General features: G+C 37.2%; 27 protein-coding genes. 12 read left to right on the top strand and 15 right to left on the bottom strand.

What is annotated here, in order from left to right:
- From A7A78_RS15215 to A7A78_RS07870, 3 genes are all read left to right on the top strand, one after another.
- On the top strand, window positions 1–573 hold a 573-nt coding region (locus A7A78_RS15215; RefSeq protein WP_207489343.1), incomplete at its 5' end, for a hypothetical protein.
- Window positions 528–1328, top strand: coding sequence for a sensor histidine kinase (locus A7A78_RS07875; protein ID WP_068761915.1), 801 nt, complete (start codon window positions 528–530; stop codon window positions 1326–1328). The genes A7A78_RS15215 and A7A78_RS07875, both read left to right, overlap by 46 nt.
- Window positions 1325–1978 (top strand): response regulator transcription factor, encoded by a 654-nt coding sequence (locus A7A78_RS07870; RefSeq protein WP_068761914.1) that lies wholly within the window; start codon window positions 1325–1327, stop codon window positions 1976–1978. Before A7A78_RS07875 ends, A7A78_RS07870 begins: the two co-directional genes overlap by 4 nt.
- Here A7A78_RS07870 and A7A78_RS07865 read toward each other — a convergent pair.
- Window positions 1975–2676, bottom strand: coding sequence for an RluA family pseudouridine synthase (locus A7A78_RS07865; protein ID WP_068761913.1), 702 nt, complete (start codon window positions 2674–2676; stop codon window positions 1975–1977). The two genes, A7A78_RS07870 and A7A78_RS07865, sit on opposite strands and share 4 nt — an antisense overlap.
- An 85-nt stretch (window positions 2677–2761) precedes the next feature.
- On the bottom strand, window positions 2762–3580 hold the full coding sequence (gene panB / locus A7A78_RS07860) for a 3-methyl-2-oxobutanoate hydroxymethyltransferase (protein ID WP_068761912.1): 819 nt from the start codon (window positions 3578–3580) through the stop codon (window positions 2762–2764).
- A gap of 62 nt (window positions 3581–3642) precedes the next feature.
- On the opposite strand from panB, the gene A7A78_RS07855 reads away from it, so the two are divergent.
- Window positions 3643–4101, top strand: a complete 459-nt coding sequence (locus A7A78_RS07855) for a nuclear transport factor 2 family protein (protein ID WP_068761911.1) — start codon at window positions 3643–3645, stop codon at window positions 4099–4101.
- Window positions 4102–4159: 58 nt separating this feature from the next.
- Here A7A78_RS07855 and A7A78_RS07850 read toward each other — a convergent pair whose 3' ends face one another.
- Window positions 4160–5584 carry an L-serine ammonia-lyase gene (locus A7A78_RS07850; RefSeq protein ID WP_068761910.1) on the bottom strand — a complete coding sequence of 475 codons (1425 nt, stop codon included), beginning with the start codon at window positions 5582–5584 and terminating at the stop codon, window positions 4160–4162.
- 122 nt (window positions 5585–5706) lie between these two features.
- Between A7A78_RS07850 and A7A78_RS07845 the strand changes: the two genes are divergently transcribed.
- The 3 genes from A7A78_RS07845 (at window position 5707) to dnaK (ending at window position 9460) form a co-directional block, all read left to right on the top strand.
- Window positions 5707–6081, top strand: coding sequence for a S24 family peptidase (locus tag A7A78_RS07845; RefSeq protein WP_068761909.1), 375 nt, complete (start codon window positions 5707–5709; stop codon window positions 6079–6081).
- Window positions 6078–7376 (top strand): Y-family DNA polymerase, encoded by a 1299-nt coding sequence (locus A7A78_RS07840; protein WP_094746077.1) that lies wholly within the window; start codon window positions 6078–6080, stop codon window positions 7374–7376. Before A7A78_RS07845 ends, A7A78_RS07840 begins: the two co-directional genes overlap by 4 nt.
- A gap of 173 nt (window positions 7377–7549) precedes the next feature.
- Complete coding sequence (dnaK, locus tag A7A78_RS07835; RefSeq protein ID WP_068761907.1) at window positions 7550–9460, top strand: molecular chaperone DnaK; 1911 nt, start codon at window positions 7550–7552, stop codon at window positions 9458–9460.
- A 74-nt stretch (window positions 9461–9534) separates the two neighbouring features.
- Here dnaK and A7A78_RS07830 read toward each other — a convergent pair whose 3' ends face one another.
- The 4 genes from A7A78_RS07830 to A7A78_RS07815 form a co-directional block, all read right to left on the bottom strand.
- A complete protein-coding gene (locus tag A7A78_RS07830) occupies window positions 9535–10497 on the bottom strand; it encodes a hypothetical protein (protein WP_068761906.1) in 963 nt (320 codons plus the stop codon).
- A gap of 397 nt (window positions 10498–10894) precedes the next feature.
- Entirely contained in the window at window positions 10895–11884 is a 990-nt protein-coding gene (locus A7A78_RS07825; RefSeq protein ID WP_068761917.1) for an MBL fold metallo-hydrolase, read from the bottom strand.
- Between the two features lie 304 nt (window positions 11885–12188).
- On the bottom strand, window positions 12189–12902 hold the full coding sequence (locus tag A7A78_RS07820) for a leucine-rich repeat domain-containing protein (RefSeq protein ID WP_068761905.1): 714 nt from the start codon (window positions 12900–12902) through the stop codon (window positions 12189–12191).
- A 94-nt stretch (window positions 12903–12996) separates the two neighbouring features.
- The gene (locus A7A78_RS07815; protein ID WP_068761904.1) at window positions 12997–13638 is read right to left on the bottom strand and encodes an alpha/beta hydrolase; all 642 of its coding nucleotides are present in this window, start codon (window positions 13636–13638) and stop codon (window positions 12997–12999) included.
- A gap of 45 nt (window positions 13639–13683) precedes the next feature.
- Here A7A78_RS07815 and A7A78_RS07810 point away from each other — a divergent pair, with 45 nt between their 5' ends.
- From A7A78_RS07810 to menD, 3 genes are read left to right on the top strand one after another with little or no spacing between them, the layout of a single operon-like run.
- Window positions 13684–14109 carry a PaaI family thioesterase gene (locus A7A78_RS07810; RefSeq protein WP_068761903.1) on the top strand — a complete coding sequence of 142 codons (426 nt, stop codon included), beginning with the start codon at window positions 13684–13686 and terminating at the stop codon, window positions 14107–14109.
- Window positions 14109–15176, top strand: a complete 1068-nt coding sequence (locus tag A7A78_RS07805; protein ID WP_068761902.1) for an isochorismate synthase — start codon at window positions 14109–14111, stop codon at window positions 15174–15176. The genes A7A78_RS07810 and A7A78_RS07805 overlap by 1 nt, the downstream gene beginning before the upstream one ends.
- A 31-nt stretch (window positions 15177–15207) precedes the next feature.
- The gene (gene menD, locus A7A78_RS07800) at window positions 15208–16872 is read left to right on the top strand and encodes a 2-succinyl-5-enolpyruvyl-6-hydroxy-3-cyclohexene-1-carboxylic-acid synthase (protein ID WP_068761901.1); all 1665 of its coding nucleotides are present in this window, start codon (window positions 15208–15210) and stop codon (window positions 16870–16872) included.
- Here the strand turns inward: menD and A7A78_RS07795 are convergent.
- Window positions 16867–17271, bottom strand: coding sequence for a hypothetical protein (locus A7A78_RS07795; RefSeq protein ID WP_068761900.1), 405 nt, complete (start codon window positions 17269–17271; stop codon window positions 16867–16869). The two genes, menD and A7A78_RS07795, sit on opposite strands and share 6 nt — an antisense overlap.
- An 84-nt stretch (window positions 17272–17355) precedes the next feature.
- Between A7A78_RS07795 and A7A78_RS07790 the strand changes: the two genes are divergently transcribed.
- Window positions 17356–18186, top strand: a complete 831-nt coding sequence (locus A7A78_RS07790) for a CvfB family protein (protein ID WP_068761899.1) — start codon at window positions 17356–17358, stop codon at window positions 18184–18186.
- Here the strand turns inward: A7A78_RS07790 and A7A78_RS07785 are convergent.
- The 4 genes from A7A78_RS07785 to A7A78_RS07770 all read right to left on the bottom strand — a co-directional run bounded on the left by A7A78_RS07785 (window position 18183) and on the right by A7A78_RS07770 (window position 20854).
- Window positions 18183–18788, bottom strand: coding sequence for a MarR family winged helix-turn-helix transcriptional regulator (locus A7A78_RS07785; protein WP_068761898.1), 606 nt, complete (start codon window positions 18786–18788; stop codon window positions 18183–18185). The two genes, A7A78_RS07790 and A7A78_RS07785, sit on opposite strands and share 4 nt — an antisense overlap.
- Before the next feature lie 59 nt (window positions 18789–18847).
- On the bottom strand, window positions 18848–19081 hold the full coding sequence (locus tag A7A78_RS07780) for a thioredoxin (RefSeq protein ID WP_068761897.1): 234 nt from the start codon (window positions 19079–19081) through the stop codon (window positions 18848–18850).
- A 130-nt stretch (window positions 19082–19211) separates the two neighbouring features.
- Complete coding sequence (locus A7A78_RS07775) at window positions 19212–19688, bottom strand: hypothetical protein (protein WP_068761896.1); 477 nt, start codon at window positions 19686–19688, stop codon at window positions 19212–19214.
- 47 nt (window positions 19689–19735) lie between these two features.
- A complete protein-coding gene (locus tag A7A78_RS07770) occupies window positions 19736–20854 on the bottom strand; it encodes a C1 family peptidase (protein ID WP_068761916.1) in 1119 nt (372 codons plus the stop codon).
- 100 nt (window positions 20855–20954) lie between these two features.
- Here A7A78_RS07770 and A7A78_RS07765 point away from each other — a divergent pair, with 100 nt between their 5' ends.
- On the top strand, window positions 20955–21794 hold the full coding sequence (locus A7A78_RS07765; RefSeq protein WP_068761895.1) for a 1,4-dihydroxy-2-naphthoyl-CoA synthase: 840 nt from the start codon (window positions 20955–20957) through the stop codon (window positions 21792–21794).
- Window positions 21795–21813: 19 nt separating this feature from the next.
- Here the strand turns inward: A7A78_RS07765 and A7A78_RS07760 are convergent, their stop codons facing one another.
- The 3 genes from A7A78_RS07760 to A7A78_RS07750 form a co-directional block, all read right to left on the bottom strand.
- Window positions 21814–22209, bottom strand: coding sequence for a hypothetical protein (locus A7A78_RS07760; RefSeq protein WP_068761894.1), 396 nt, complete (start codon window positions 22207–22209; stop codon window positions 21814–21816).
- Between the two features lie 71 nt (window positions 22210–22280).
- A complete protein-coding gene (locus A7A78_RS07755) occupies window positions 22281–22643 on the bottom strand; it encodes a helix-turn-helix domain-containing protein (protein ID WP_068761893.1) in 363 nt (120 codons plus the stop codon).
- A 521-nt stretch (window positions 22644–23164) separates the two neighbouring features.
- The gene (locus A7A78_RS07750) at window positions 23165–24619 is read right to left on the bottom strand and encodes a hypothetical protein (RefSeq protein WP_068761892.1); all 1455 of its coding nucleotides are present in this window, start codon (window positions 24617–24619) and stop codon (window positions 23165–23167) included.
- Window positions 24620–24627 lie beyond the last annotated feature (8 nt).

Below are 24627 nucleotides of genomic sequence, written 5' to 3'. Positions count from 1 at the left end.
CTTTTTAGTTGGTATGCCTATTTTGTAAATACTGGATTTTTGCATTTTTTAAAAGGAACTCCCTTCGAGACAAATTACTGGTGGGGAAATATTTCTTCCATAATAAGTTATTTATTCTATATAAATTATTTTAAGTGGTATTTGTCTTCCAAAAGTTCTATCGTTATTCTTAATCGGGTTTCGGTTGTGTTTTTAATAGTAAGTATTTTGGAAATTGTTTTTTCGGGGGAATTCTTTATAAAATTCATGCCAATCTCCAATATATTGGGAACCTTGCTCGTCTTCCTCAGCATTGCTTTCTATTATTTGGAATTGCTGAAAAGTGACCAGATATTGCAGGTTCAAAAAAGTTTGCCCTTCTATGTTTCGGTGGGAGCATTGATCTTCCACCTATGTACGACCCCTTTATTTCTTTATAGCTCTTATTACAGTAATTCCATTGACCCCAGTTTTGTCAGTTTGTATAGACAGGTTATCTTTGGGATCAATTATTTACTTTATTCCATCTATATAGCTGGATTTTTAATATGCTTACGGAAAAAGGACCCTTACTTCCCCAAGAAAAGCTTTTAATAGTTTACTTTATTGCGGTATTGCTGTTCTTTACAGTTTTTGCAATTGTTTTTGTTGTAGCTTTTCAACGGCGAAAAAATAAATTTTTAAAGGAACGCTATGAAGCAGAGCAACGCTACCAGCGCGAACTTGCAGACTCTCAAATAGAAATTCAGGAACAAACCCTTAAGAACATTGCTTGGGAATTGCACGACAATGTGGGACAGTTACTTTCTGTCGCAAATATTCAACTGAATGTTTTGATGAATGCCATCCCTATGAATTTCCATGATCAAGTAAGTGAAACCAAAAGCATCGTGCAGGAAACCGTACAAGAAATAAGAACGCTTTCAAAAGTGCTCAATAACGATGTAGTGCTTAAAAATGGACTCTTGGCATCGCTGCAAGTGGAACTTGACCGATTTAAAAGATTGGGTTATTTGGACGCTTCGTTAAAGATTACTGGAGATATAATACCAATAAACAGCGAAAACGAGATCATTATTTTTCGAATTCTTCAAGAATTCCTATCAAATGTTGTGAAACATGCAAGAGCTTCAAAATTATTCGTACATTTAGATTATAAAGAAAAATCCTTGGATATAACTGCAATTGATGATGGTGTAGGTTTTGACACTTCCGTAAAAACAGACAGTTCTGGAATGGAAACCATGAGAAGTCGAGCCGCCCTTATTAATGCAGATTTTTCAATTGTTTCGGAAGTAGGAAAAGGCACCCAATTATTTTTGAGTTATCCATATAAAAATTCCCAATGAACTTAGCAGACAAACATACTGTTGCAATTGTTGACGACCACTCTCTTTTTGCGCGCTCATTGGAAAAACTCATCAATTCCTTTTCACATTTCAGAGTACTTTTCCACGCAAAGAACGGGAAAGAATTTAAAGACTTTATAGAGGAAAGGGAAGTGTTGCCCGAAATTGTTTTGCTCGATATAAATATGCCCGTAATGAATGGGTTTGAAACAGCTGAGTGGATTACAGCAAATTATCCAAAAATAAAGGTACTAGCACTTTCTATGGAAGATGATGAGCAAACAATCCTGAAAATGCTCCGCAAAGGCGCAAAAGGATATTTGCTGAAAGATATTCACCCTGAAATTTTAAATACAGCATTGAATGAATTGATGGAAAGAGGGTTTTACCATTCAGAGAAAGTTTCCGAAACCTTGTTGCATTCCATCAGTCCCGATGAGGAGGGAATGATTATGAATTTTAAGGAAAACGAGCTGACCTTTATACAGTTGGCCTGTTCAGAAATGACCTATAAGGAAATAGCAGATGTAATGGATTTAAGCCCAAAAACCATAGACGGCTATAGGCAAGACCTTTTTAAACGTCTCAAAATAAAAAACAGGGTCGGTTTGGTAATCTTTGCTTTAAAGAAAAATTTGATAAAGCTTTAATTGCACGCATTCCAAACCGCATCATCGGGAGTTGGCGCTTCAATAGTAATTTCCTCTTTTTGGACCGGATGAACTAAACTTAACTTTTTCGCGTGAAGATGAATACTTCCATCTGCATTGCTTCTATCAAAACCGTATTTTAAATCGCCTTTAATAGGGCAGCCAATGGCCGAAAGTTGTGAACGGATTTGATGGTGTCTGCCCGTTTCAAGAATCACTTCCAGCAAATAGTAATTATCCAGTTTTTTCAAAATTTTGTAATGAAGCACCGCTTTTTTACTGTCCGGTACTTCTTTAATATGCGCGAAGGATTTGTTCTGTTTTGGGTTTCTTTTTAAATAATGCTTCAAAGTATCTTCCGTATTGGGCGGCGTGTTTTTCACGATTGCCCAATATATTTTTTCGGTTTCCCTTTCTGAAAACATTTTATTCAATCGTGCCAATGCTTTTGACGTTCTTGCAAAAACTACAATTCCGCTTGTAGGTCGGTCTAATCTGTGAACTACTCCAAGAAATACCGCCCCTGGTTTGTTGTATTTTTCCGCAATATATTCCTTTACAACTTCGGAAAGAGGAGCATCGCCCGTTTTGTCGCCCTGCACAATATCACCGGGCCGTTTGTTTACAACAATTAAATGATTGTCTTCAAATAAAACTTGAAGATTGTCTTTGGTGCTATGTAGCTTGGATTGTTGGATTATCAGAATGTTGTATTGTTAGAATTTTAGATTGCTGGATTTCTTTCTAATAATCTAAAAATCCAATAATCTAAAGGTCTTATAATTAGTATTGTTCAGTATCGTTTGGAAAATCACCGCTTTTCACGTCTGCGCTGTATTTACTGAAAGCACTTTTCATTTCAGTATATAAATCCAAATAACGTCGAAGAAAGCGCGGATTGAATTCGTGCGTCATCCCAATCATATCGTGGGTAACCAAAACTTGGCCATCCACACCATTCCCGGCACCTATGCCTATTACGGGGATGCTAATTTTTTCAGCAACCTCTTTTGCCAATTTGGCGGGAACTTTTTCCAAAACCACTGCGAAACAACCTGCTTTTTCAAGTAAAATTGCGTCTTCAAGCAATTTTTCTGCTTCCTCTTCTTCTTTTGCGCGAACGGTATATGTTCCAAATTTATAGATGGATTGTGGCGTCAAGCCCAAGTGGCCCATCACGGGAATCCCTGCGTTTAAAATCCGTTTTATCGATTCTTTTATTTCTTTTCCGCCTTCAAGTTTCACAGCGTGTCCTCCACTTTCTTTCATAATTCTAATTGCTGAACGAAGCGCTTCTTTCGGGTCACTTTGGTAACTTCCGAAAGGCAAATCAACCACAACCAAACTTCGCTCAATAGCACGAACCACAGAAGCGGCGTGATAAATCATCTGATCTAAAGTTATAGGTAGTGTAGTTTCGTGACCGGCCATTACATTACTGGCAGAATCGCCAACCAAAATCACATCTATCCCGGCGCTATCCACAATTTTAGCCATCGTAAAATCATAGGCCGTAAGCATAGAGATTTTTTCGCCTTTCTTTTTCATATCTACCAGCGTTTTGGTAGTGATGCGCTTGTATTCTTTTTTTGCTGTGCTCATAGTTGTAACAAATTGGAGGGTAAAAGTACTAATTTTGAAGTTCACTCTTTTAATATGTACTTATGAAGTTTTCCGTCTTTTTACTTTGCTTTAGCGCTTTTACAAATTCCTTTTCGCAAAATGCTTTTTCCGATACAGACGCAAAAAATGTAATCGACACTTTTTTTGAAGGTTTTCACAAAGGAGATACCGTTTTAATGAAGTCGGTAATGGCAGAAAATATAATAATGCAAACTGTTTTTACTGATAAAAACGGAAGCCATAAGTTAAATAGCGAGGAAGCAAATAATTTTGTAAATGCTATTGCTTACCGTCCCGCCGATCAGAAATGGGATGAACGTTTACTTGGCTATAAAATTGAAATTGACGGAAATCTGGCCCATGTTTGGACTCCCTATGAATTTTGGTTCAACGGAAATTTTAGCCATTGTGGCGCAAATTCCTTTACGCTCACAAAATTTGATGAGGGTTGGAAGATAATTCACATTATAGATTCCCGAAGAAAAGAAGATTGCAAATAATTTACGATTTACGATTTACGATTTTTGGAATTTGGAATTTGAGATTTGGAATTTTATTTTAACAATCACTTATATTTACTTGCACCGCTAAGCCACCTTCACTGGTTTCTTTGTATTTAGACGTCATATCTTTTGCGGTTTCCCACATAGTGGCAATCACTTTATCAAGCGGTACTTTGGCTTTACTTGGATCACTGTCCAGAGCCATTTCACAGGCGTTGATTGCTTTTATGGCACCCATTGCATTGCGCTCAATACAAGGAATTTGAACCAAGCCGGCAATCGGGTCGCAAGTCATGCCCAAATGATGTTCCATTGCAATTTCACTGGCCATTAAGCATTGTTCTGGAGTTCCGCCCATCAATTCGCACAAAGCTCCAGCCGCCATTGAAGAGGAAACTCCAATCTCTGCTTGGCAGCCGCCCATAGCAGCGGAAATAGTAGAGCCTTTTTTGAAAATACTCCCGATTTCGCCCGAAGTAAGCAAAAATTTACGGACATCCTCAAAGTTTGCATCGTGATTTTCAATCACCATATAATACATCATCACGGCAGGAATAACCCCTGCGCTTCCGTTTGTGGGAGCGGTAACAACCCGTCCCAATGATGCATTTACTTCGTTTACGGCCAAGGCAAAACACGAAACCCATTTCAGAATTTGACGGAACTTTACTTCGGTGTTTCTGATTGCGGCAATCCATTCCTCGGCATTTGTGTATTTGCTGTCGCCAATTAGGTTCTTGTTCATTTCAAAAGCACGGCGCGTTACGTTGAGTCCGCCCGGCAAGGTGCCTTCCGTATGGGCGCCAACGTACATGGAATCTAGCATTACATTCCAGATTTTCTTTAAACCGTCGTTTATTTCGGCTTCGCTTCGCAGTGATTTTTCGTTTTCCAAAACTATTTCAGAAATGCTTTTTCCTTCGGCTTTGCAATATGCCAATAGTTCCGTTCCTTTTTCAATAGGGAAGGGGAATTGGGCAAATTTTGCCAATTTAATTTTTTTGCGCTTCCGTTCTTTTTTTACAGTAAAACCGCCGCCTATTGAATAAAAAGAAGAAGATTTTTTGGAACCATCTTTCAACGTGGCCCTAAAAGTCATTCCGTTGGGGTGAAATTCCAAAAACTTTCGGTTGAAGATGATGTTTTGTTTCGGAAAAAAGGGTACTTCCAATTCGCCGTTCAGTTTCAATTTATTTTCTGAATTGATAAAATCAATTTCCTTTTCAATATTTTCAATAGGAAAAGTTACAGGGTCAAAACCCGAAAGCCCGAGCATTACCGCAATATCGGTGGCGTGGCCTTTGCCTGTGAGGGATAATGAACCGTACAGATCTACTGAAATTTCGGTAACTTCCTCAAACTGGTTTTTTTCTTTCAACTCTCCAATCCAACGCAACGCCGCGCGCCACGGACCCAAAGTGTGGGAGCTGGACGGCCCAACTCCTATTTTTAGCATGTCAAAAACGCTGATACTTTCCATAAATTCAATCTTAATTCAAACCTAAGAAATTTTGCGCTATCCCGCTAAAAGGAAAGTAGTATTTGTTCATAATTATTATTGGAAATATTCCATAAAATAGGAAATATTCCTATTTTTGAATTATGGAAATCTTCACTTCAGGCAAACTCACAAAAGTAAAAAGTAGGCACGAGCCGGGCGTTTCAAAACAGACTGGTTTTGCAAGCCCCGCAACACATTATTTGGAACCCACAATTGATTTAAACCAAGAGCTTGTTGTGAACCGCGATGCTACTTTTTTTGTTCGGGTGGATGGAAATGCCTTTAAGGAACACAATATTCTCAATAAAGATGTATTGATTATTGACCGTTCGTTATCACGAAATTTTGATGACTTGGCATTAATAATTCAAGAAGGGGAATTTAAGATACAACGCATTCCGTTTGGTTTTTCTGAAGAAGAGGAAGAGTTCACCGTTTGGGGAATTATCACTTATATAATCCATTACGCCCGATGATTGCCTTGGTAGATTGTAACAGTTTTTACGCCTGTTGCGAACAGGTTTTTCGTCCCGACCTTTTGGGAAAACCCGTTGTGGTGCTTAGCAATAATGATGGCTGCGTGATTGCCGCAAACAAAGAAGCTAAAGCAATTACGGACATCCCCATGTTTGAACCTGTTTTTAAAATAAAGGATCAATTGATTGCCCATAAAGTGAATTTTTTCTCCTCAAATTATACGCTTTATGGCGAAATGTCGCAGCGGGTAATGAATATCCTCGGAACGTTTTCCCCAAATGTGGAAGTGTACAGTATTGATGAAGCCTTTGCGGATTTTTCGGGAATGAAAAATGTTTCGTTGAAGAATTACGGACACGAAATAAAAGACACAATTTTTAAAAATACAGGATTGCCGGTGGGTGTTGGAATTGCGCCTAGCAAAGGACTGGCAAAACTAGCCAACAAAATGTCGAAAAAAATAGCGGAAAACAACCACGTATGTGTAATAGATTCCGAAGAAAAAAGAATTGAGGCGCTGAAATGGTGCAAGATAGGAGATGTTTGGGGCATCGGCAGAAAGCATGCCGAACGGTTGAAAAATATAGGCGTTTTTGATGCTTTTCAGTTTACCCAATTACCGCTTCAATGGGTCCGAAAGGAAATGACCGTGGTGGGCGAGCGCACTTGGCGTGAGTTGAGGGGAGAACCATGCAATGAATTTATAACACAACCGCCGCCCAAAAAAGGAATAGGCACCGCAAAATCCTTCGGTATAAAATTGCCGGATTTGGAACGCATTGAGGAAGCCTGCGCCTATTACATCAGCGAAGTGAGCGAAGTGCTTCGCGCCCAAAAATCCTGCGCTACCTATGTGCAGGTTTTCATCATTACCAATTATCACAGTAATGTGGACCAGCAATATTCAAACAGTCGCACGGTGACCCTAGAAGTTCCCACAAATGATACCTTCAAAATTATTTCAGCTGCGCGGAAGGCATTGGTAGAAATCTATAAACCGGGTTATCGCTACAAAAAAGTGGGGGTGAACCTTACGGGTATTATTCCGCAGGATTACGTGCAAGGCAATCTGTTTCACCAGCCTTCAAAACTGAACAACCCAAAGCTGATAGAAACTTTTGATGCCATCAACAGAAAATTTGGAAAAGCGACCATTTCTTCAGGTTTGGTGGGAACGCGAATCAATGAATGGGAGCTTATTAAAAAGGAAAGAAGCCCGCGTTACACTACGCAGTGGGGGGAACTTTTGCGGGTAAATTCCAAATCTTCAAATTCCAAATTCCAAAAGTGTTGACCTATTTTTTCTTGAAATTTGGAATTTGAGATTTGGTGCTTAACTACTGCCAACAATATATTCAAAAAAAGTTTCTGCCATCATGGCAGTAGTTTTCCGCTGGCACAATCATTGTCTTATACAGACCGTAAATAAAAATTTTCAGATTTAAATAATAACAATAAACTATAGATATGAGTAAAATAATTGGAATCGACTTAGGTACAACCAACTCCTGCGTTGCCGTAATGGAAGGTAGCGAGCCAGTAGTTATTCCTAATGCCGAAGGAAAAAGAACAACTCCTTCCGTAATTGCATTTGTGGAAGGTGGCGAAATTAAAGTAGGCGACCCTGCAAAACGTCAGGCGGTTACAAACCCTACAAAGACCATTAGCTCCATAAAAAGATTTATGGGGAACAAATATTCCGAATCAAAAAGCGAAGCGGAACACGCAGCATACAAAGTGGTTAAAGGTGACAACGACACCGCCCGTGTTGATATTGATGGACGTATGTACACACCGCAGGAATTGAGCGCGATGATTCTTCAGAAAATGAAGAAAACTGCCGAAGACTACTTGGGTCAGCCAGTAACCCGTGCGGTAATTACTGTTCCAGCATATTTTAACGACAGCCAGCGCCACGCAACCAAAGAAGCGGGTGAGATTGCCGGACTTAAAGTGGAAAGAATTATAAACGAGCCAACTGCCGCTGCACTTGCATACGGTCTTGATAAAAAAGGAACTGACCAAAAAATTGTAGTATTTGACTTTGGTGGTGGTACGCACGACGTTAGTATCCTTGAATTGGGTGATGGCGTTTTTGAAGTTCTTGCAACTGATGGTGATACGCACTTGGGTGGTGACGATGTTGACCAAAAAATAATCAACTGGTTGGCAGACGAGTTTAAGGCTGAAGAAGATTTTGACCTTCGCAAGGACCCAATGGCGCTGCAACGTTTGAAGGAAGCTGCTGAAAAAGCAAAAATTGAATTGTCTTCTTCAACGCAAACCGAAATCAACTTGCCATACGTAACGGCTACCGCCAGCGGACCAAAACACTTGGTAAAAACGCTAACACGTGCTAAGTTTGAGCAACTGATTGAAGATCTTGTAAAAAGAACAATCGCGCCTTGCGAAAAAGCAATGAAAGCTGCTGGATTAAGCAAAAGCGATATAGATGAAGTAATATTAGTAGGTGGTTCCACCCGTATTCCTGCAGTTCAGGAAGCAGTGGAAAAATTCTTCGGAAAAAAACCTAGTAAAGGTGTAAACCCAGACGAAGTTGTGGCCGTAGGTGCTGCAATTCAAGGTGGTGTTTTAACCGGAGATGTGAAAGATGTACTTCTTTTAGATGTAACGCCACTTTCACTTGGTATTGAAACTATGGGCGGTGTAATGACCAAATTGATTGAGGCCAACACAACCATTCCTACCAAGAAAAGTCAGGTATTCTCTACTGCGGCAGATAATCAGCCAAGTGTTGAGATCCACGTATTGCAGGGTGAACGCCCAATGGCAAACGACAACAAAACAATAGGTCGTTTCCATTTGGATGGTATTCCACCAGCGCAGCGCGGTACGCCACAAATTGAAGTAACGTTTGATATTGATGCCAACGGTATCATTAAAGTGAGCGCTACCGATAAGGCTACCAACAAAACGCAGGACATCCGTATTGAAGCTTCTTCTGGTCTTACCGAAGAGGAAATCAAAAAGATGAAAGCTGATGCGGAAGCAAATGCTGAAAGTGATAAGGCTGCCAAGGAAAAAGTTGAAAAACTGAACGAAGCAGATGCAATGATCTTCCAGACTGAAAAGCAACTGAAAGAGTTTGGCGAAAAATTATCTGATGATAAAAAGAAACCAATCGAGAATGCTTTGGAAGAATTGAAAAAAGCTTACGAAACCAAGGAGGTAAGCAATATTCAACCTGCTTTGGATAAAATAAACGAAGCTTGGAAAGTTGCTTCTGAAGAAATGTACAAAGCCCAAGCAGAGCAAGGCGCTCCAGCGGGTGATGCTTCACAGGATGCTGGTAATGCTTCTTCTAACGGAGAAGAAAATAGCGATGTTGAAGACGTAGATTTTGAAGAGGTAAAGTAAGCTTCTAGAAATAGATTAATGTGAAAACCGCAACCTGAAAGGGTTGCGGTTTTTTTTAGTTTCTGACTAGTTTTTTAATTTGCAATTGGAATGTTTTTATCTCTACAATAATTCTCAATTTCTGTGTCATTTTCAAAATATTTATCACAGAACTCATCCAGCTCCTTTTCAGTTGATTTGTAATAACGTTCTTGGGCTGTCATTAATTTATCTGTTTGTTCTATAAACTGTTCAAATTCCTTATTGATTTTGCATAATTTATCAATAGTTTTAAAATCAAGTTCTCTATAATTAGCAGGAAACAGAATCTTACTTTGATACGGATTTGAATTTAATTCAATGATACCAATGCCAAATGATTGATTAAGTCTCTCCATTTCATCTGATAAACTATCACTAAACTCAAATGCAACTAAATAACCATAATTTGTCCAACTTGAATTCGATACTGCTTGAAAATATGCTTTTTTAAGTTCAGAATCAGAATTAATTTCTTTTTTGATTTCATAAGAGCTCAATTTAAAAGTGTCAATTCTATTAATTGATTTTAGAAAATTTTGACTAACCTTAGTGTGTAAGTTCAAAAATTTAATGCCAACCATATCTGGATGTGTCCATATTTGATTATTGTCTTTTCCGTATTTTGATTGTTCGTGAAAAATCGTTTTTGAGTAAATTTTTGTATTCTTTAAATAACTACTCAAAAGTCTATGTAAGTCTCTTTCATTATAGGTTTTACGTTTTGTTTTAATTGGTTCAGTAATTTCAGAAGAACCAGTTAAAACTTCTATTCCAATTTCAGATTCATTTTTAGTTAAATAATAGGAATAGCTTCCATTTTCTTGTTTTATTCTTTTAACTCGTGTATCTCCATTCCTTATAAATTCGCCTAATTGAGCAGAAATAGTAGCTGGAGGCGTTTTAGCAGTTCCAAAATCATAATAACCATTTTGGATAATATGATCATGAATTTCCATGTAATTACTTAGTCCTTTCAATTCATCTAAACTTTTTAAAATCGCTTCTTTCGTTGTCATTATAGAATTACTAATTAAATATTTTGTTTAATTTAAATTATCTAAGCTCTCAATAATCTTTAAGACGCCGGAATGGGGGAGGAAGGGTAAATATAATTAAAAAATGGTTTGGAGTAGTAAATAGCTATTATTTGATAGGTTAATAGGCAGTTAGACTAATACTATTGATAGTTAAACTAATAAAACTAACTTTTTAGTCAATACTATTGACCGTTTAACTAATAACATTGATGTTTAGACTAATAAAATTGACGTTTTGACTAATAGCATCGACATTTAGACTAATTATATTGATTATTTGACTAATGATACTGTCTGTTAGACTAATAACATTGACAATTAGACTAATAAAACTGTTTGTTAGACTAGTTTATAATCTATTCAAACTAAAAGAACATCACAATTCAAAAACCTCCCCAATCTGCCCAACCCGAAACCCTTGTTGCAAGACGTTTTTAGTTTCTTCGCTATTAATATCAATCAAAGGATTGGTATGGTTAAAATGGATAAAAATTATTTTACTTCTTTCTTGTTCGTTTAAATCTTTAAAACGTTCCAAGCTTTCGATAACAAAAGGGTGGGGGATTCCAGATATATCGCGAGCACTTATTTCCTCCCCGCTGTAAAAGGTGGCATCCAAAAAGGCATAATCCACTTTTTTTATTTCTTCAACAATGTTTTTGTCCCACTTATCCCATTTGTCAACATCTGGGATAAACAAGGCGCTTTTGTTCGGTCCCTGAATGTGGTAACCAACCGTTTCGGAGTACTCATCTCTGTGTGGCACGAGAATGGGTGTAACTTTTATTTCGCTGGAAAGTTTTATGGGTGTTTCGTTTTCCAAAGTTTTTATATCAATATTGTTCAGACTAACAAGCTGGCTCCAAGGCCCATTGTTTTCGAGAAAAGTCTTCATCCGCGGCATTGCATATACCGGGATGTCTTTTGAATTTGTAGCTTCTTTACCCAAATACATTAAGCCTGTATAATGACCTATATGGGCGTGGGTCAAAAAAATGCCATCCGCAAGCTCATTTTCGCTTTGCACACCAAAGTTTTTTAAAGCTTTCATTTGTGTTGTAATGTCTGGTGTGGCATCGAATAGATATTTCTTTTTGGTACTACTATCGAATAGTCCCAAAGAAATCACTTGTCTTTTTGGGTCGGGATGGTCAAAGAGGTTTTTGCAACAATCCTTTTTACAGCCTATGTGAGGGGAACCACCATCCTGTATGGTCCCAAGAAGTACAAGGGAAGTATCGCTATTGTTGGGCTTTTCCGGTGCTCTTTCATTGGAAGCTTGCTTATCTTGACAGGAGATGATTAAAAGCAATACAATTGTGAAGCAATAAAGTTTATTGAAAAGTGATTTTGAAAATTTTATCATAACCATAAATATAACTAAATCAGCTTCATTTGGAATATAGAAAACATAGCAGATAACATTCAAATAAAAAAAAAGAGCGACCCTAAAAGAGCCGCTCAATTTAAAAGCTTGTTTTTTAACCAAATATTAAGCTTTAAGGTCTTTGGAGTGGGTGGGGTCCACTTGGTTCAAAGACCAGGGACAATCTACTAAATATTTTTTTCTTACAATGTATTTTAACTGTAAAATATGTTTTTTAACGTGTTTTTAAAAAAAGCGGCCCTTAAAAAGGGCCGCTCGGAAATGAGGAAATAATAGAATAGTGTTAGTCTTCATTTTCATCCCGTTCCACAGCAATTATGGATTGGGAAGATTCAATATGTGGGGAATTTTCAAGTAAATCTATTTTTGCTCCCGAATTTGACAGTAGTATCACTGAAAAATCATTGGGGTTATTAAAATTATTTTCCGCAACCATTAGTTGCTTTAGGTTTTGGCAACTGGCCAGCCCCTGTGGCAATGTGCCAAAAAGATCGTTATCAAACACGTTGAATACTTCAATTTTTTTAAGATTACCAAGGCTTTCGGGAATTGTGCCACTTAATTGATTGCTGCTTAGATGCAATTGTTTTAAGTTGGAAAGATTACCCAAAGACGCTGGAATACTTCCGCTTACAGCCGTACCGTTGATTGCCAAGACTTCCAGTTGTTCAAGATTACCAAACTCTGCAGGAATGCTTCCGGAAATTGGATTGAAGGAAAGCTCCAGTTTTCTTAAATTTTCCAACTGTCCCAAAGAAGCTGGCAACTTCCCGTTTAAATTGTTAAACAACAAATTAATACCAACAACCTTGTTTTTTTCCACGGTAATTCCATACCAGGTTTCCACAGGTTTTTCAAGGTTCCACTGGTTATTCCATTCTAAACCATTGGTAGCGGTATAAAGATTTAAAAGAACTTGTTTTTCTTCTTTGCTCACTTGCGCCAAAACTATTGACGCTATAAACATACATACGCAGGTTAGTATTAGCTTTTTCATAGTTTGGGGCTATTGGTTGTTAAAGCGTAGTAAAAGAAATGCAAAAGAAGTTAATGCGCAAAATTATTCGATGAAATGCACTAAAAATAGTAAACTATTTTGAAATCTTTAATAGGAATTGTCTGTTTACTTCATGTGCACCTTCAAAAACCTCAATGTTTAAGCGGTCTTTAAAGAGTTTGCTTCCTTTTAGCTGTTCTTCGGTTTTACGGGCTTCCGTGATGTACTGATCGTTATTTCCATATAGATAAATAACTTTGGCGGAAGGTTTCAGGAATTCAAAATCAGCAGCTTGAAGTTCATTTGGAATTCCTCCCGAATGGAGAATTAATTTATCACACTGTATTTTTCGGCTTGCCACCCATCGCGCTGCAATGGAAACACCTTGTGAATATCCTAAAACAATAAGGTTTTTTGTTTTTCCAATAATTTCTTTTTCAAAAACGGAATCCACATAATTCAAAATATTCTGTGTTTCCATCAGCGTATTCTCACGTGTCAGCCAAGAAGCCCCAACGTGTTTGAAAGCTTTGTCTTGATAATATTTGGAAGGCGCTTGTGGTGCAATGATGTAATTTTCCTCAGCATTGAGTTCTGAAAAATAATTGATGAAATATTTGCTCAAGTAACCCATTCCGTGGAAAACAATCCAAATATTCTTAGTTTTTTCGGTAAGCTCATTAAGCGTATGATAGGTATTTGTGGCAGTATAGGAAACCTCTTTTTGAATGCTCATTTTGTAAACTTCAATTTTGTATTTTTACAAATGTAATCCAATAGAATGAAGTACACCAAAGACGAAATTCTTGCAATTTCAAAAAAAATGTGCAAGAACACTTTAATGGAAACCTTAGAAATAGAGTTCACGGAAGTAGGTGATGATTTTTTAGTTGCCAGAATGCCTGTAACTCCAAGGGTTCACCAACCTGATGGTGTACTGCACGGGGGTGCTTCGGTGGCTTTGGCAGAAAGTGTGGGCAGTGCTGGCGCTTACTTTTTTTTGAATTCAGAAGAAATTGTTATACGCGGAATTGAAATTGCCGCAAACCACGTTAAAAGCGTTCGCGATGGCTATGTTTATGCCCATGCCAGCATTATTCACAAAGGACGGACCACACAGCTTTGGCAAATAAAAATAACCAATGAGGAAGGCGCATTGGTATCACAAATAAAACTCACAACCCTTACCTTACCCAAAAATAAGTAATGGACTTTAACCTACTGATCGAAAAAATTTCGCAGCATTATATAAAAAAAATACCGTTTGTGATTTTTTCATTGCCCGAAAGTGAAAGTGTAAATGCACTTTTGCAAAAAGACAATCATACGCATAGGATAACCGCATTTACCGATAATGGATTTGTTTTTGCTCCCTTTGAATATAGTGAAACAGCTTTATATATACCTCAAAGTGATGCTGAAAGCTATCAATGTCAACTGATTAAAGAAGAAATCGATTTAAGCCCTGTTGTCATTTTAAAAGATATTAAGGAAAAAAATAAATACATTAAGCTTTTTGAGAAAACCCTCGACACAATTAAAAAAAGAAAGGCGAATAAAATTGTAATCTCCCGACATAAGGATTTTTCTTTGAATAACTTTTCATTGGAAATTTTAATAAAACAATTGTTTTCGGCTTACCCCAAAGCTTTTAGATATGTTTGGTATCATCCCGAAACTGGAATTTGGTGCGGCGCCACACCCGAAACATTGGTTCAGGTTGAGAATGATTCCTTTAAAACAATGGCCCTGGCGGGAACGCAACCATTTACAAATAAAGAACCTGTACTTTGGGGCCCGAAAGAATTGGACGAGCAGCAATTGGTTACCGATGCCATTACCACCAGTTTGCAGAAGGTTACTTCAGTTTTAAAAGTTTCAAACCCACATACACATCGCGCAGGATCAGTACTACATTTACGAACCGATATTACTGGAATTCTAAAAAATGGGAAAGCAACTTTAACCACGGTTGCTGCGGCACTTCATCCAACCCCTGCCATTTGTGGGAGTCCAAAAAAAATAGCAAAGGATTTTATTGTTGACAATGAAGGCTATCCGAGAGAATTTTACACAGGTTTTTTAGGTCCAATTATGGAAAATGGTGCAGCGGCTTCATTAATGGTCAATCTGCGTTGTATGAAGATTTTTGATAACACGGCACGTCTTTTTGTGGGCGGTGGCATAACACTCGCTTCCCAACCGCAGGAAGAGTGGCAGGAAACGCAAAATAAAATGCAAACGATGCTACAAGTATTGAAGCCAATGCTATAATATTTTGGGCTTCTTTGTACCTTTGTAATCCATGAAATTCTCAAATAAAATTCTCTCACAAACGCTTGTACAATTATGTTTGGACAAGGGTATAGACCACATAATAATTTCCCCGGGATCGCGCAATGCACCGCTTACCATTGGTTTTGGTGAACATCCGCAATTTAAGTGTTTCAGCATTGTTGATGAGCGCTGTGCCGCTTTTTTCGCGTTGGGAATGGCGCAGCAGCTTCAGAAGCCGGTCGCGGTTATTTGTACTTCCGGTTCGGCCTTGCTCAATTATTATCCCGCCGTGGCGGAAGCATATTATAGCGATATTCCGTTGGTTGTTATTTCCGCAGATAGACCTTCGGATTATATAGATATTGGCGACGGACAGACCATTCGGCAGGAAAATGTTTTTGAAAACCATATTCTTTACAGCGCAAATTGTGTTGAAGGGGAAGATTTTCAGGTTAAAAATGAGACGGAGGTTAACATTGCACTGAACACAGCAATAGAGCTAAATGGCCCTGTACATATTAACGTACCTTTTTCTGAACCGCTTTATCACACTACTGAAAACCAATTGGTTTGGCCACAAAACGTAGTGCCTCGAAAAAACACAAAAACTTTTGAGGAAGATTTTTTTTCTTATGCCGAAATATGGAACAGAAGTGAAAAAAAGATGGTTCTAGTCGGCGTTTTGCCACCAAATAGTGTGGAACAGCGTTTTATTGACCAACTTTCAAAAGATGAAAGCGTTTTGGTTTTGACCGAAACCACATCAAATCTACATGATGAAAATTTTATTTCAGCCATTGACCAACTCATTGCTTCATTAACGGAAGAAGATTTCAAAAAATTACAGCCAGATATTTTGCTAAGCTTTGGTGGAATGGTGGTCTCTAAAAAGATAAAAGCATTTTTGCGCAGTTTTCCGCCTAAAGAGCATTGGCATGTTGATTCCAAAAAGGCATACAATACTTACTTTGTGTTGGATAAACATTTCAAATTAACCATAAATAATTTTTTTGCTGAATTTCTTCCGAAGACGCGAAAGATAGATAGCGAGTATCAAAACCAATGGTTAGCCATAAAAACGCATAGATTGCAGCGTCACGAGTTTTATGAAAATGAAATTCCGTATTCTGATTTTATGGTTTTTTCTAAAATTTTTAAACAGCTTCCACAAAACATCCAATTGCAGTTGAGCAATAGCGCCACGATTCGGTATGCGCAACTTTTTGACATTCCTGTTTCGGCAGAAGTGTTTTGCAACCGCGGCACCAGCGGAATTGATGGCAGTATGAGCACGGCAATCGGCGCCGGCTATGCTTCAAAATTGCCAACGGTTTTTTTAACGGGCGACCTCAGTTTTTTCTATGACAGTAATGCACTTTGGAACAATTACATTCCGAAGAATTTCAAAATTATTGTTGTGAACAACGGTGGTGGAGGCATTTTCAGAATACTTCCGGGAGAAAAGGATTCCCAGCTTTTTGATACTTATTTTGAAACGAAGCACAATCTAAGTGCAAAACAGCTTTCGGAAATGTACGGATTTAGTTACCAAACCATTGATTCCGAAGATAATTTAACCAAAAGAATTAATGATTTTTTTGATAGTGATGAAGGGCCAGCCTTGCTTGAAATTTTCACGCCTTCAACGGTAAACGATAAAGTGCTTTTGGATTATTTCAAATATATCCTATAAAAAACCCTTTCCCCAAATAACGGCTTCGGTTAAATTTTCAAAAATCCGGAATGGTTTTTTGCAGAAATTGGATTCCAGTTCTGCATTGGAATGTCCAACTTCGCTATAAGTAACAATGCCAACACATTTTAAAGTTGGCACTTTGTTCAAATATTTATAATCCATTGGTTTTATGGAATATGAGTTTGTTCTATTTGAAATATAAACAAATGGTTTAGTTCCCACTATTGTGAGGCCTTTCAATAAAACAGAGAAACCTGTTTTATAGGAAAGCGTTACGCCTTCATTTGCTTCAAACACAACGATATTTCCATAAAAATAAACAACGCCAATATCTGTTTCCAATTTACTTTTCAATTGGAAATCATTAGGAAGGTTATGTTGCGTAATTTTTTGCATTTCAACGTGAATTTACATTTTTAGTTTCATTTCGATATACGTGTTTCACATTTTTTTTAACTATAAAACAGTACCTTTGCAGCTATGATAAAACTGGGCGAATACAATATTTTAGAGATACTTCGGGAAACCGAACCGGGTCTTTATTTGGGCGATGACGAGGAAAATGTGGTGCTTTTGCCACATAAATATAAACCGGAGGAATATGAAATAGGTGATGAAATTTCGGTTTTCATTTATCTGGATAATGAAGAACGTCCCATCGCCACCACGCTCGATCCTTTTCTGCAATTGAATACTTTTGGTTATTTGCACTGTAGCGATGTAACGGAATATGGTGCTTTTATGGATTGGGGGCTGGAAAAACAGCTTTTTGTTCCCTTTAAGGAGCAAGCGCGCCCAATGAAAAAAGGTAATTGGTACATTGTTTACCTATATATTGATGAAAAAACCAACCGTTTGGTAGGAAGCAGTAAAACCAATCACTTTCTTCAAAATGAAACCTTGACCGTTGAGCCTTTTCAGGAAGTTGATATTTTGGTGACACACCTTACCGAAAAAGGAGCTAACGCAATTGTAAACGGTGTTCACAAAGGACTTATCTATATTGAAGATATTTTTGAGGACATCCGAACGGGTGATAAAATGAAGGCATTCATAAAAAAAATACGCCCCGACAATAAAATTGATCTTGTGCTGCAAACGCCCGGATATAAAAGCATTGAGCCCAATGCAAACTTTATTCGTGAAGAATTGGAAGCAGCGGGTGGATTTTTACCGCTTCACGATAAATCTGATCCCGATACTATCAAAAATATGTTGGGGATGAGCAAGAAAAGCTTTAAAAAAGCAATTGGAACGCTTTATAAAGACAAGCAGATTGTGATTAAGGAAGACGGAATAGAATTGATTTAAATTTTTTCTTCAAATTCAGGGCAGTCAACGCGAATGCTTTCGGTCTTTAAAGGCTTTTGAAGAAATTCACAATAATCGCCACCTTCTTTTTTACTGTGAAATTTACATGCAAAACAGGTTCGTTGTACGCTGATTATCCCAGCTTTGTTTAAATTGTAGATAAGTTTTACGATGGCTTCATAAACGATTTCCAGTTGCGATTCATCGAATGTATCAAATTGCTTTTTTAACGGATTGGCGTAATTTTCTGTAACAGAAACCAATTCTTTTCCCTTTTCCGAAAGAGCTATGAGATAACTTCGGCTGTCAGGTTTTGAAAAATCTTTTAAAATCAGTTTTTTTTGTTCCAAAGATTTCACAGCATCGCTGATGGTGGGTTTGGTTACATCAAATTCCTTTGCCAAATAGCTAACCGTGCATAGTGAGCTTTTATGGTAGGCAATAAAAATGAGGATTTGAATCTGAATTGGGCTTACCCCAGAATTTTTGGCTTCTGCCCAGAGCAGTGTTCGGAAAACTTCGGAAATCCGTTCCAATCCAACTACTATTTTGTTGCTCACACTTTCCTGTTGAAAGGAGGTGTCAAAAACACTTTTTTCCATAATAAAGCCTGTTAAGGATTAAGCCCTAACAGGCAAAGTTAGTATTCCTAATTGAATTTTCAACCTTTAACATCGGCCATTGAAGCTCCATAATTTATATGGAGTACGTTGCCAGTAGGGGTAACCAAAGCGGGCACGGATTTTACGCCTGCATTTTCAGCTTGTTGGATTTTTGATTTGTCCTCTCCCAAATGAACAATTTCAACGGAAGAAGGATCCATAAGTCCAAGGATTTCATGTTCGGCACTAATACAAACCGGACAACCGGCGTGATAAAAAACTGACTTTTTCATAATTAAAAGAATTTAAGATTGAAAGCAATATCGCTTCAACAAATATAGTAAGGAATCCTAACTAAATAAAACAAAACTTAATTTATTTTAAAATTGATCATCAGATTGTACTTAGAAAAAAGATATTTAATTACTGTGAAGGCGTTCCATAGACCCCATAACCTACGTAGAAACCACTTCTTCTGGTGGGGCGTTGGTAATAGTTATAAGGGTATATTAATTCAGGCCGTAAAAAACCTCGGGATTCTTTATAGGCAATATTTTTAACGGAAGTTGCGCTATCTGCAGAATAGCTGCTGTTGCCACCAAAAACTCCATATTCACGCGGATCCAGACTTATCTGAATGTTTGAGGTAGGCTGTTGGTAACTACTTATGGCCTCAAACATACTTACGGGCTCGCGGTAATTTTCCTTGCTTAGTTTAAAAGAAGGAATTTTATTGGAATATTTATTGGTAAAATTTGAATTGGAAGGTAGGGAAGTAGTCATCAAACTTTCAATCTCGGGAAGTTTCACAACATCAAGTTTAAATTTATTGCTCTCAAAATCCAACTGCGCAGCGGCAATTAACGGGAAAAACAATATTATAAACAATAATTTTTTCATCGCTTCAAAGATAACAAAAGTTGAGCCAACTTTATTGTCATATTTTTTTACAGATTAAGTTTTGTTGCCGTGTTTTTTGGCAAGGCATCTTTATGCACTGTAACACTTATTGCTTTTAAACGCATATAAGCCTCACTAAAATATATGTATCCGCCATTGGCAACACGCGTTTCATCTGTTCCCCAACTGTTTTTTACCTTATAATATTTTGTGCCGTTTTGGTCCTGCAATATTCCTGTAATGTGCATTAAATGGTCATCGGTAGTGTCATAATTTTCAAACTCTTCCTGCCGATATTCCTGGGTGATTTTCTTTTCGGGATAAATGCCTTGCAACGCTTTCACATTATTTTCGGCATTTTCGGGAATAACAGCTACGCCATCTTTTGAGGAAAATGTTTTTTCACTTACATCGCAATCCAATTCTACAGTGAAACCTTTTTCCAACGCATTGTCAATTGTCGCCATCATTTCATCCAACGGAACATTATAAAAGCTGCCGTTACTCCAGTTGTCTGGAATGTTCAATATAAATTGTGAGTAGAATGGTGCCTGCGTAAAACTTGTGAGATTTACATAATCCGCTGGCTGTATTTTGGTCATTGCCAAAAATGTTTGTGGCGTGTATTGTTTTCCCTCAAAAGTGAAATTGGTTAAGTTTTTACCAATATACGCGTCCAAAACCCCTTCAATCGCTGATCGCCATTTTTTACTGAGTTTTCTTCCGGGATTGTCCACATATGTTTTTAGCATTGCTTCAAGCACTGCAACCATTTCGGCGTGGTTGTAAACTGTTTCGCCAACAAATAAACCACTGAAAGCTTCTTCGGGAACCAAACCATTTCTTTCTACGGAATTCATTACATCGTGCGCCAAACCGCCTTCGCCAAACTGCGCGCGACCTTGGCGCATAATATAGTTTTCTGCTTTAAGAGGGTAGGTATTTCGCACTTGGTACATTTCACTCAAATCTATTTTCTTTCCCGTAAGGCGAATTATTTCACTTTCCAAAAAAGAAGTACTGCTAAAACTCCAGCACGTTCCCGTAATTCCCTGGCTTATTACAGGTGTGGCCTCCAAGTCAGTAATGGTAGTAAATTTATATGGCTGCTGTGCGGTAAGGGTGATTGTGAAAAGAATTGCGAAAAAAGAAAGAAAATGTTTCATTATTTTATGAAATTTATGTTTAGGGTTTGTGGCTTCAACGGTTAAACAACAAACCATAAACCACAAACAATTTATATCTTTGAAAACAAAAATAAGAATTATGTCTTCACCCAACTGGAAAACCGTTAAAGAATATACAGATATAACCTATAAAAAAGCAAATGGCGTGGCACGTATTGCTTTTAATAGGCCCGATGTGCGCAATGCGTTTCGCCCAAAGACAACTGCCGAACTACTGGATGCTTTTCACGATGCACAGGAAGATACTTCCGTTGGTGTGGTTTTGCTTTCTGCCGAAGGGCCTTCTTCCAAAGATGGTGTTTATAGTTTTTGTAGCGGTGGCGACCAAAAGGCACGCGGCCACCAAGGATATGTGGGTGAGGATGGTTATCATCGTTTGAATATTCTTGATGTACAGCGGTTGATTCGTTTTATGCCGAAAGCCGTTATTTGTGTAGTTCCGGGTTGGGCCGTTGGTGGCGGACATAGTTTGCACGTGGTTTGCGATTTAACTTTGGCCAGCAAGGAACACGCCATTTTTAAACAGACCGATGCTGATGTTACAAGTTTTGACGGCGGCTACGGAAGTGCTTACTTAGCTAAAATGGTAGGGCAGAAGCGTGCCCGCGAAATCTTTTTCCTTGGAAGAAATTATTCTGCACAGGAAGCTTTTGAAATGGGAATGGTGAATGCCGTGATTCCTCACGCTGAACTTGAAGACACTGCTTATGAGTGGGCGCAGGAGATTTTGGCAAAAAGCCCAACTTCCATAAAAATGTTGAAGTTTGCAATGAATTTAACCGATGACGGAATGGTGGGCCAACAGGTTTTTGCCGGTGAAGCTACAAGACTTGCCTATATGACGGACGAAGCGAAAGAAGGGCGGGATGCTTTTCTTGAAAAAAGGAAACCTAATTTCGATAAAAAGTGGCTGCCGTAATTTAGTACTTAGACTTTTTTTAATTTTCTTTTGTGACTTCGCTTTCTGCAAGTTGTATTTGAACCCAAGCCATTGCTTCGCTTAGGGTCTCAAATACTTCAAATTTCTTTTTATAGAACATACTTTCCAGAGCTGCGTTTGATTTTGCGATAGCGGTATCGGCCACAATGGCCATAGCCACAAGGTTGTGGATTTTTGAGGTTTCGAGATAGGTTAGGGGATCTACTGCGTAGTTAAAATATCTATTCGAGATATAGACCATTTTTTTGTTTGCAAAATGTTTGTCTATCACTTTGCGCAGTTTGTCATTGTGGGCAGGGATTACAGTAATTCCTTCCTTGATTTGGTTCACAAGGAAATTATCAAAAATAAAAACTTGTGACTCCTTGAATTCGTAATAGTGAAACATGCCCATAGTACTCTGTATTGGTTAGTTTCCTAAAGATACGGAAGTTTTGACTATTATTTTAGGACTGCTTTTTAAAATTAATGTGAATTGTCTTCTTTTTTGTTCTTGCTGATGTTTTTTGTGATCGCTATGAGCTCTTGGTAGCTTAGGTTGCTTATGGCTTGTTTTAGGTTGGCCTCTGCTTGGTCGCGGATGAGTTTTTGTAGGGGGTGGTTCTCATTTAGGGTCTCATTTTTTTCTGGGGTATAGGCGAAGAGGTCGCTTGGTTCGCAGACTAGGTGCTTGCAAAGTATTTCTATATGTTTTAGGCGGATGCTGCGGGGCGCTCTGTAGAGTAGGTTGCCCGCTGCGCTGCTTGATATGCCGTGTTTTATCATAAGTGAATAGCCTTTGTCTATGCCACGGGCCTTGAATACTTGTTCTAGGTTTAGTGTTATCATACTGCTTGGGTTTTGTTTTACTAAATTATTGTTTTATTTGGAATGTTGCAAGTATGTTTTTGAAAGTAGAAAAGGAAAATGTGAAAGTATAAAAGAAAAAAGTGAAAGTTTAATGTTAGAATATGAAAATATAGGAATATAAAGTTAAAATGATAAATGTAAAATTTAAAATGTAAAAGTATTTTATGAAAGTTATTGCATAAAATATGAAAGTATGAAGCTAATTTGTGAAAGTATGGAGTGAAAATATGAAAGTTTTGTGTGGGAGGTGAGGTTTAGGATGTGAGCACACGTTGCAAACTTGTGTTAGCTGGGGGGAAGGTAATATTTATGTCTTGAGCACGAGTGGCCTGCCCTATGACGCGGAATTCGTTTCGGTGCTTGCGGTAAAATAATTGAATACACAAAAAAAATAGCTTACGGGTCTATTATCTCAATCTGTAAGCGTAGAATAATACTGTCAAAATTTATTGAAGAAATTAGTTGTTTTTTACCTCAGTTCTTTGTTGCCATTAATTTTTTTACTCCAATGACATAAACTGTCGTTCATTCCGTGAATCACTTATCATAATAAATTTACCATTTATATAATTACCAAATTTTGGCAAATAATAAGTGTTCTTTTTGTTGTTTTGAAGTTTGTGAATTGAATTATTTCCAGAACTATTATAAACAAAATCATATAAAGCGGATGATTCAAAAAATCCTTGAGATGTTTTGGTTCTGCCGTCTTCGAGTTCTTTTAGCTCTTTTCCTGAATTTAAAATGATGTGCAAATCATCATTTTTGAGAAAGGCTTTATAGGAAGTTCTATAATCCTTTTTAAAAATACTTCTTCCCCAATCTAAATTGCCATTGGAGTTGAATTTGATTATTAAAATATCATCATAATGCTCAACCTTTTGATTATTATTATAAGTTATGTAAAATTGTTCAGCCAACAGATAAACATTGTCTTGACTGTCATTTAGAATATAATCTATTTTGAAATTAAACAACTCTTCATCTTTTTTCTTATCTACTTTGTCATTACCAAACAAATCTTCATAAACTTGTGCTGGCAAATCTTGCAAGTTTTTCTCAATTATTTCAAATTTATTCATGTCAACTAAAATATTACAAACACCTTTAATTGCATTCAAACCCGAATCAGAATAAAAACCGTAAACATTATAATCATTTTCATTCACGACAGTTTTTAAGGATTTAATGTGCTTACCTTCCAAATCTAAATTCAATTTTGAATAATTATTCCCATTAAATTTTTCTAAAATAAAATGTCTATTTTCTTCACTTTTTAGTTTAGGAGATTCCTCATCATAAAAGGATTCGCTTAATACGAATACGTTTTTTTCGTTATCAATTTTAATTTCTGAAAGTGAATAAAATTTGTTTTCATTCCGGGTAATTTGTTGGTCATAAATCAATTTATAAGTTTTGGAATCGAATACACTAACATGATAAAAAATCTCATCTCTGTGAATGGTATAATTGGTTATTGAGAAATAGTTCATATTTGGTGAAATTGAAAATTCCGCACCTTTTTCATTAGAAAAAAGACTTAACCTTTTATCAATTGTAGTTGATGATAACTCAATTTTTCTATCTGTTTTGTCAATTAAATTATAAACATAACAGGAAAGTACTTTTACGTCTTTATCTGGAAACGTCTCTGTAAAAACATTAATTTGATTATTGAAAAAAATATCTCCAATATAAGTTTCTTTACGGTCTGTCTCAATAATCTTTGTGTGAATCTTTGATAATTTCTCGTTAAATAAATCAAATACAATTCGTTTTTCGTCATTTCTCACAATTCCAGTATTACCTAAATCAGAAGTGTATATAGCTCTTACGCTATCAGTTTTTACTTCGTCGTTATAAGCTGGACTTTCATATATTTTAAAATCAGATTCGTTTTGCGCTATGATTAAACTTTGGCATAATAAAATTGTAATAAATAAAAATCTCTTCATTTGTTTTT

It is taken from the genome of Aequorivita soesokkakensis (assembly GCF_001641085.1).
In the GTDB taxonomy this organism is placed as follows: domain Bacteria; phylum Bacteroidota; class Bacteroidia; order Flavobacteriales; family Flavobacteriaceae; genus Aequorivita; species Aequorivita soesokkakensis.
The sequence above is the reverse complement of the archived record's forward strand: the minus strand, read 5'-3'. Positions and strand labels throughout refer to the sequence as shown.

Coding starts and splice junctions, on each gene's coding strand:
- A7A78_RS07875 (WP_068761915.1), top strand. CDS start 528: ATGCTTACGGAAAAAGGACCCTTACTTCCCCAAGAAAAGCTTTTAATA.
- A7A78_RS07870 (WP_068761914.1), top strand. CDS start 1,325: ATGAACTTAGCAGACAAACATACTGTTGCAATTGTTGACGACCACTCT.
- panB (WP_068761912.1), bottom strand. CDS start 3,580: ATGAGCACAGCAAAAAAAGAATACAAGCGCATCACTACCAAAACGCTG.
- A7A78_RS07855 (WP_068761911.1), top strand. CDS start 3,643: ATGAAGTTTTCCGTCTTTTTACTTTGCTTTAGCGCTTTTACAAATTCC.
- A7A78_RS07850 (WP_068761910.1), bottom strand. CDS start 5,584: ATGGAAAGTATCAGCGTTTTTGACATGCTAAAAATAGGAGTTGGGCCG.
- A7A78_RS07845 (WP_068761909.1), top strand. CDS start 5,707: ATGGAAATCTTCACTTCAGGCAAACTCACAAAAGTAAAAAGTAGGCAC.
- A7A78_RS07840 (WP_094746077.1), top strand. CDS start 6,078: ATGATTGCCTTGGTAGATTGTAACAGTTTTTACGCCTGTTGCGAACAG.
- dnaK (WP_068761907.1), top strand. CDS start 7,550: ATGAGTAAAATAATTGGAATCGACTTAGGTACAACCAACTCCTGCGTT.
- A7A78_RS07830 (WP_068761906.1), bottom strand. CDS start 10,497: ATGACAACGAAAGAAGCGATTTTAAAAAGTTTAGATGAATTGAAAGGA.
- A7A78_RS07825 (WP_068761917.1), bottom strand. CDS start 11,884: ATGATAAAATTTTCAAAATCACTTTTCAATAAACTTTATTGCTTCACA.
- A7A78_RS07820 (WP_068761905.1), bottom strand. CDS start 12,902: ATGAAAAAGCTAATACTAACCTGCGTATGTATGTTTATAGCGTCAATA.
- A7A78_RS07815 (WP_068761904.1), bottom strand. CDS start 13,638: ATGAGCATTCAAAAAGAGGTTTCCTATACTGCCACAAATACCTATCAT.
- A7A78_RS07810 (WP_068761903.1), top strand. CDS start 13,684: ATGAAGTACACCAAAGACGAAATTCTTGCAATTTCAAAAAAAATGTGC.
- A7A78_RS07805 (WP_068761902.1), top strand. CDS start 14,109: ATGGACTTTAACCTACTGATCGAAAAAATTTCGCAGCATTATATAAAA.
- menD (WP_068761901.1), top strand. CDS start 15,208: ATGAAATTCTCAAATAAAATTCTCTCACAAACGCTTGTACAATTATGT.
- A7A78_RS07795 (WP_068761900.1), bottom strand. CDS start 17,271: ATGCAAAAAATTACGCAACATAACCTTCCTAATGATTTCCAATTGAAA.
- A7A78_RS07790 (WP_068761899.1), top strand. CDS start 17,356: ATGATAAAACTGGGCGAATACAATATTTTAGAGATACTTCGGGAAACC.
- A7A78_RS07785 (WP_068761898.1), bottom strand. CDS start 18,788: ATGGAAAAAAGTGTTTTTGACACCTCCTTTCAACAGGAAAGTGTGAGC.
- A7A78_RS07780 (WP_068761897.1), bottom strand. CDS start 19,081: ATGAAAAAGTCAGTTTTTTATCACGCCGGTTGTCCGGTTTGTATTAGT.
- A7A78_RS07775 (WP_068761896.1), bottom strand. CDS start 19,688: ATGAAAAAATTATTGTTTATAATATTGTTTTTCCCGTTAATTGCCGCT.
- A7A78_RS07770 (WP_068761916.1), bottom strand. CDS start 20,854: ATGAAACATTTTCTTTCTTTTTTCGCAATTCTTTTCACAATCACCCTT.
- A7A78_RS07765 (WP_068761895.1), top strand. CDS start 20,955: ATGTCTTCACCCAACTGGAAAACCGTTAAAGAATATACAGATATAACC.
- A7A78_RS07760 (WP_068761894.1), bottom strand. CDS start 22,209: ATGGGCATGTTTCACTATTACGAATTCAAGGAGTCACAAGTTTTTATT.
- A7A78_RS07755 (WP_068761893.1), bottom strand. CDS start 22,643: ATGATAACACTAAACCTAGAACAAGTATTCAAGGCCCGTGGCATAGAC.
- A7A78_RS07750 (WP_068761892.1), bottom strand. CDS start 24,619: ATGAAGAGATTTTTATTTATTACAATTTTATTATGCCAAAGTTTAATC.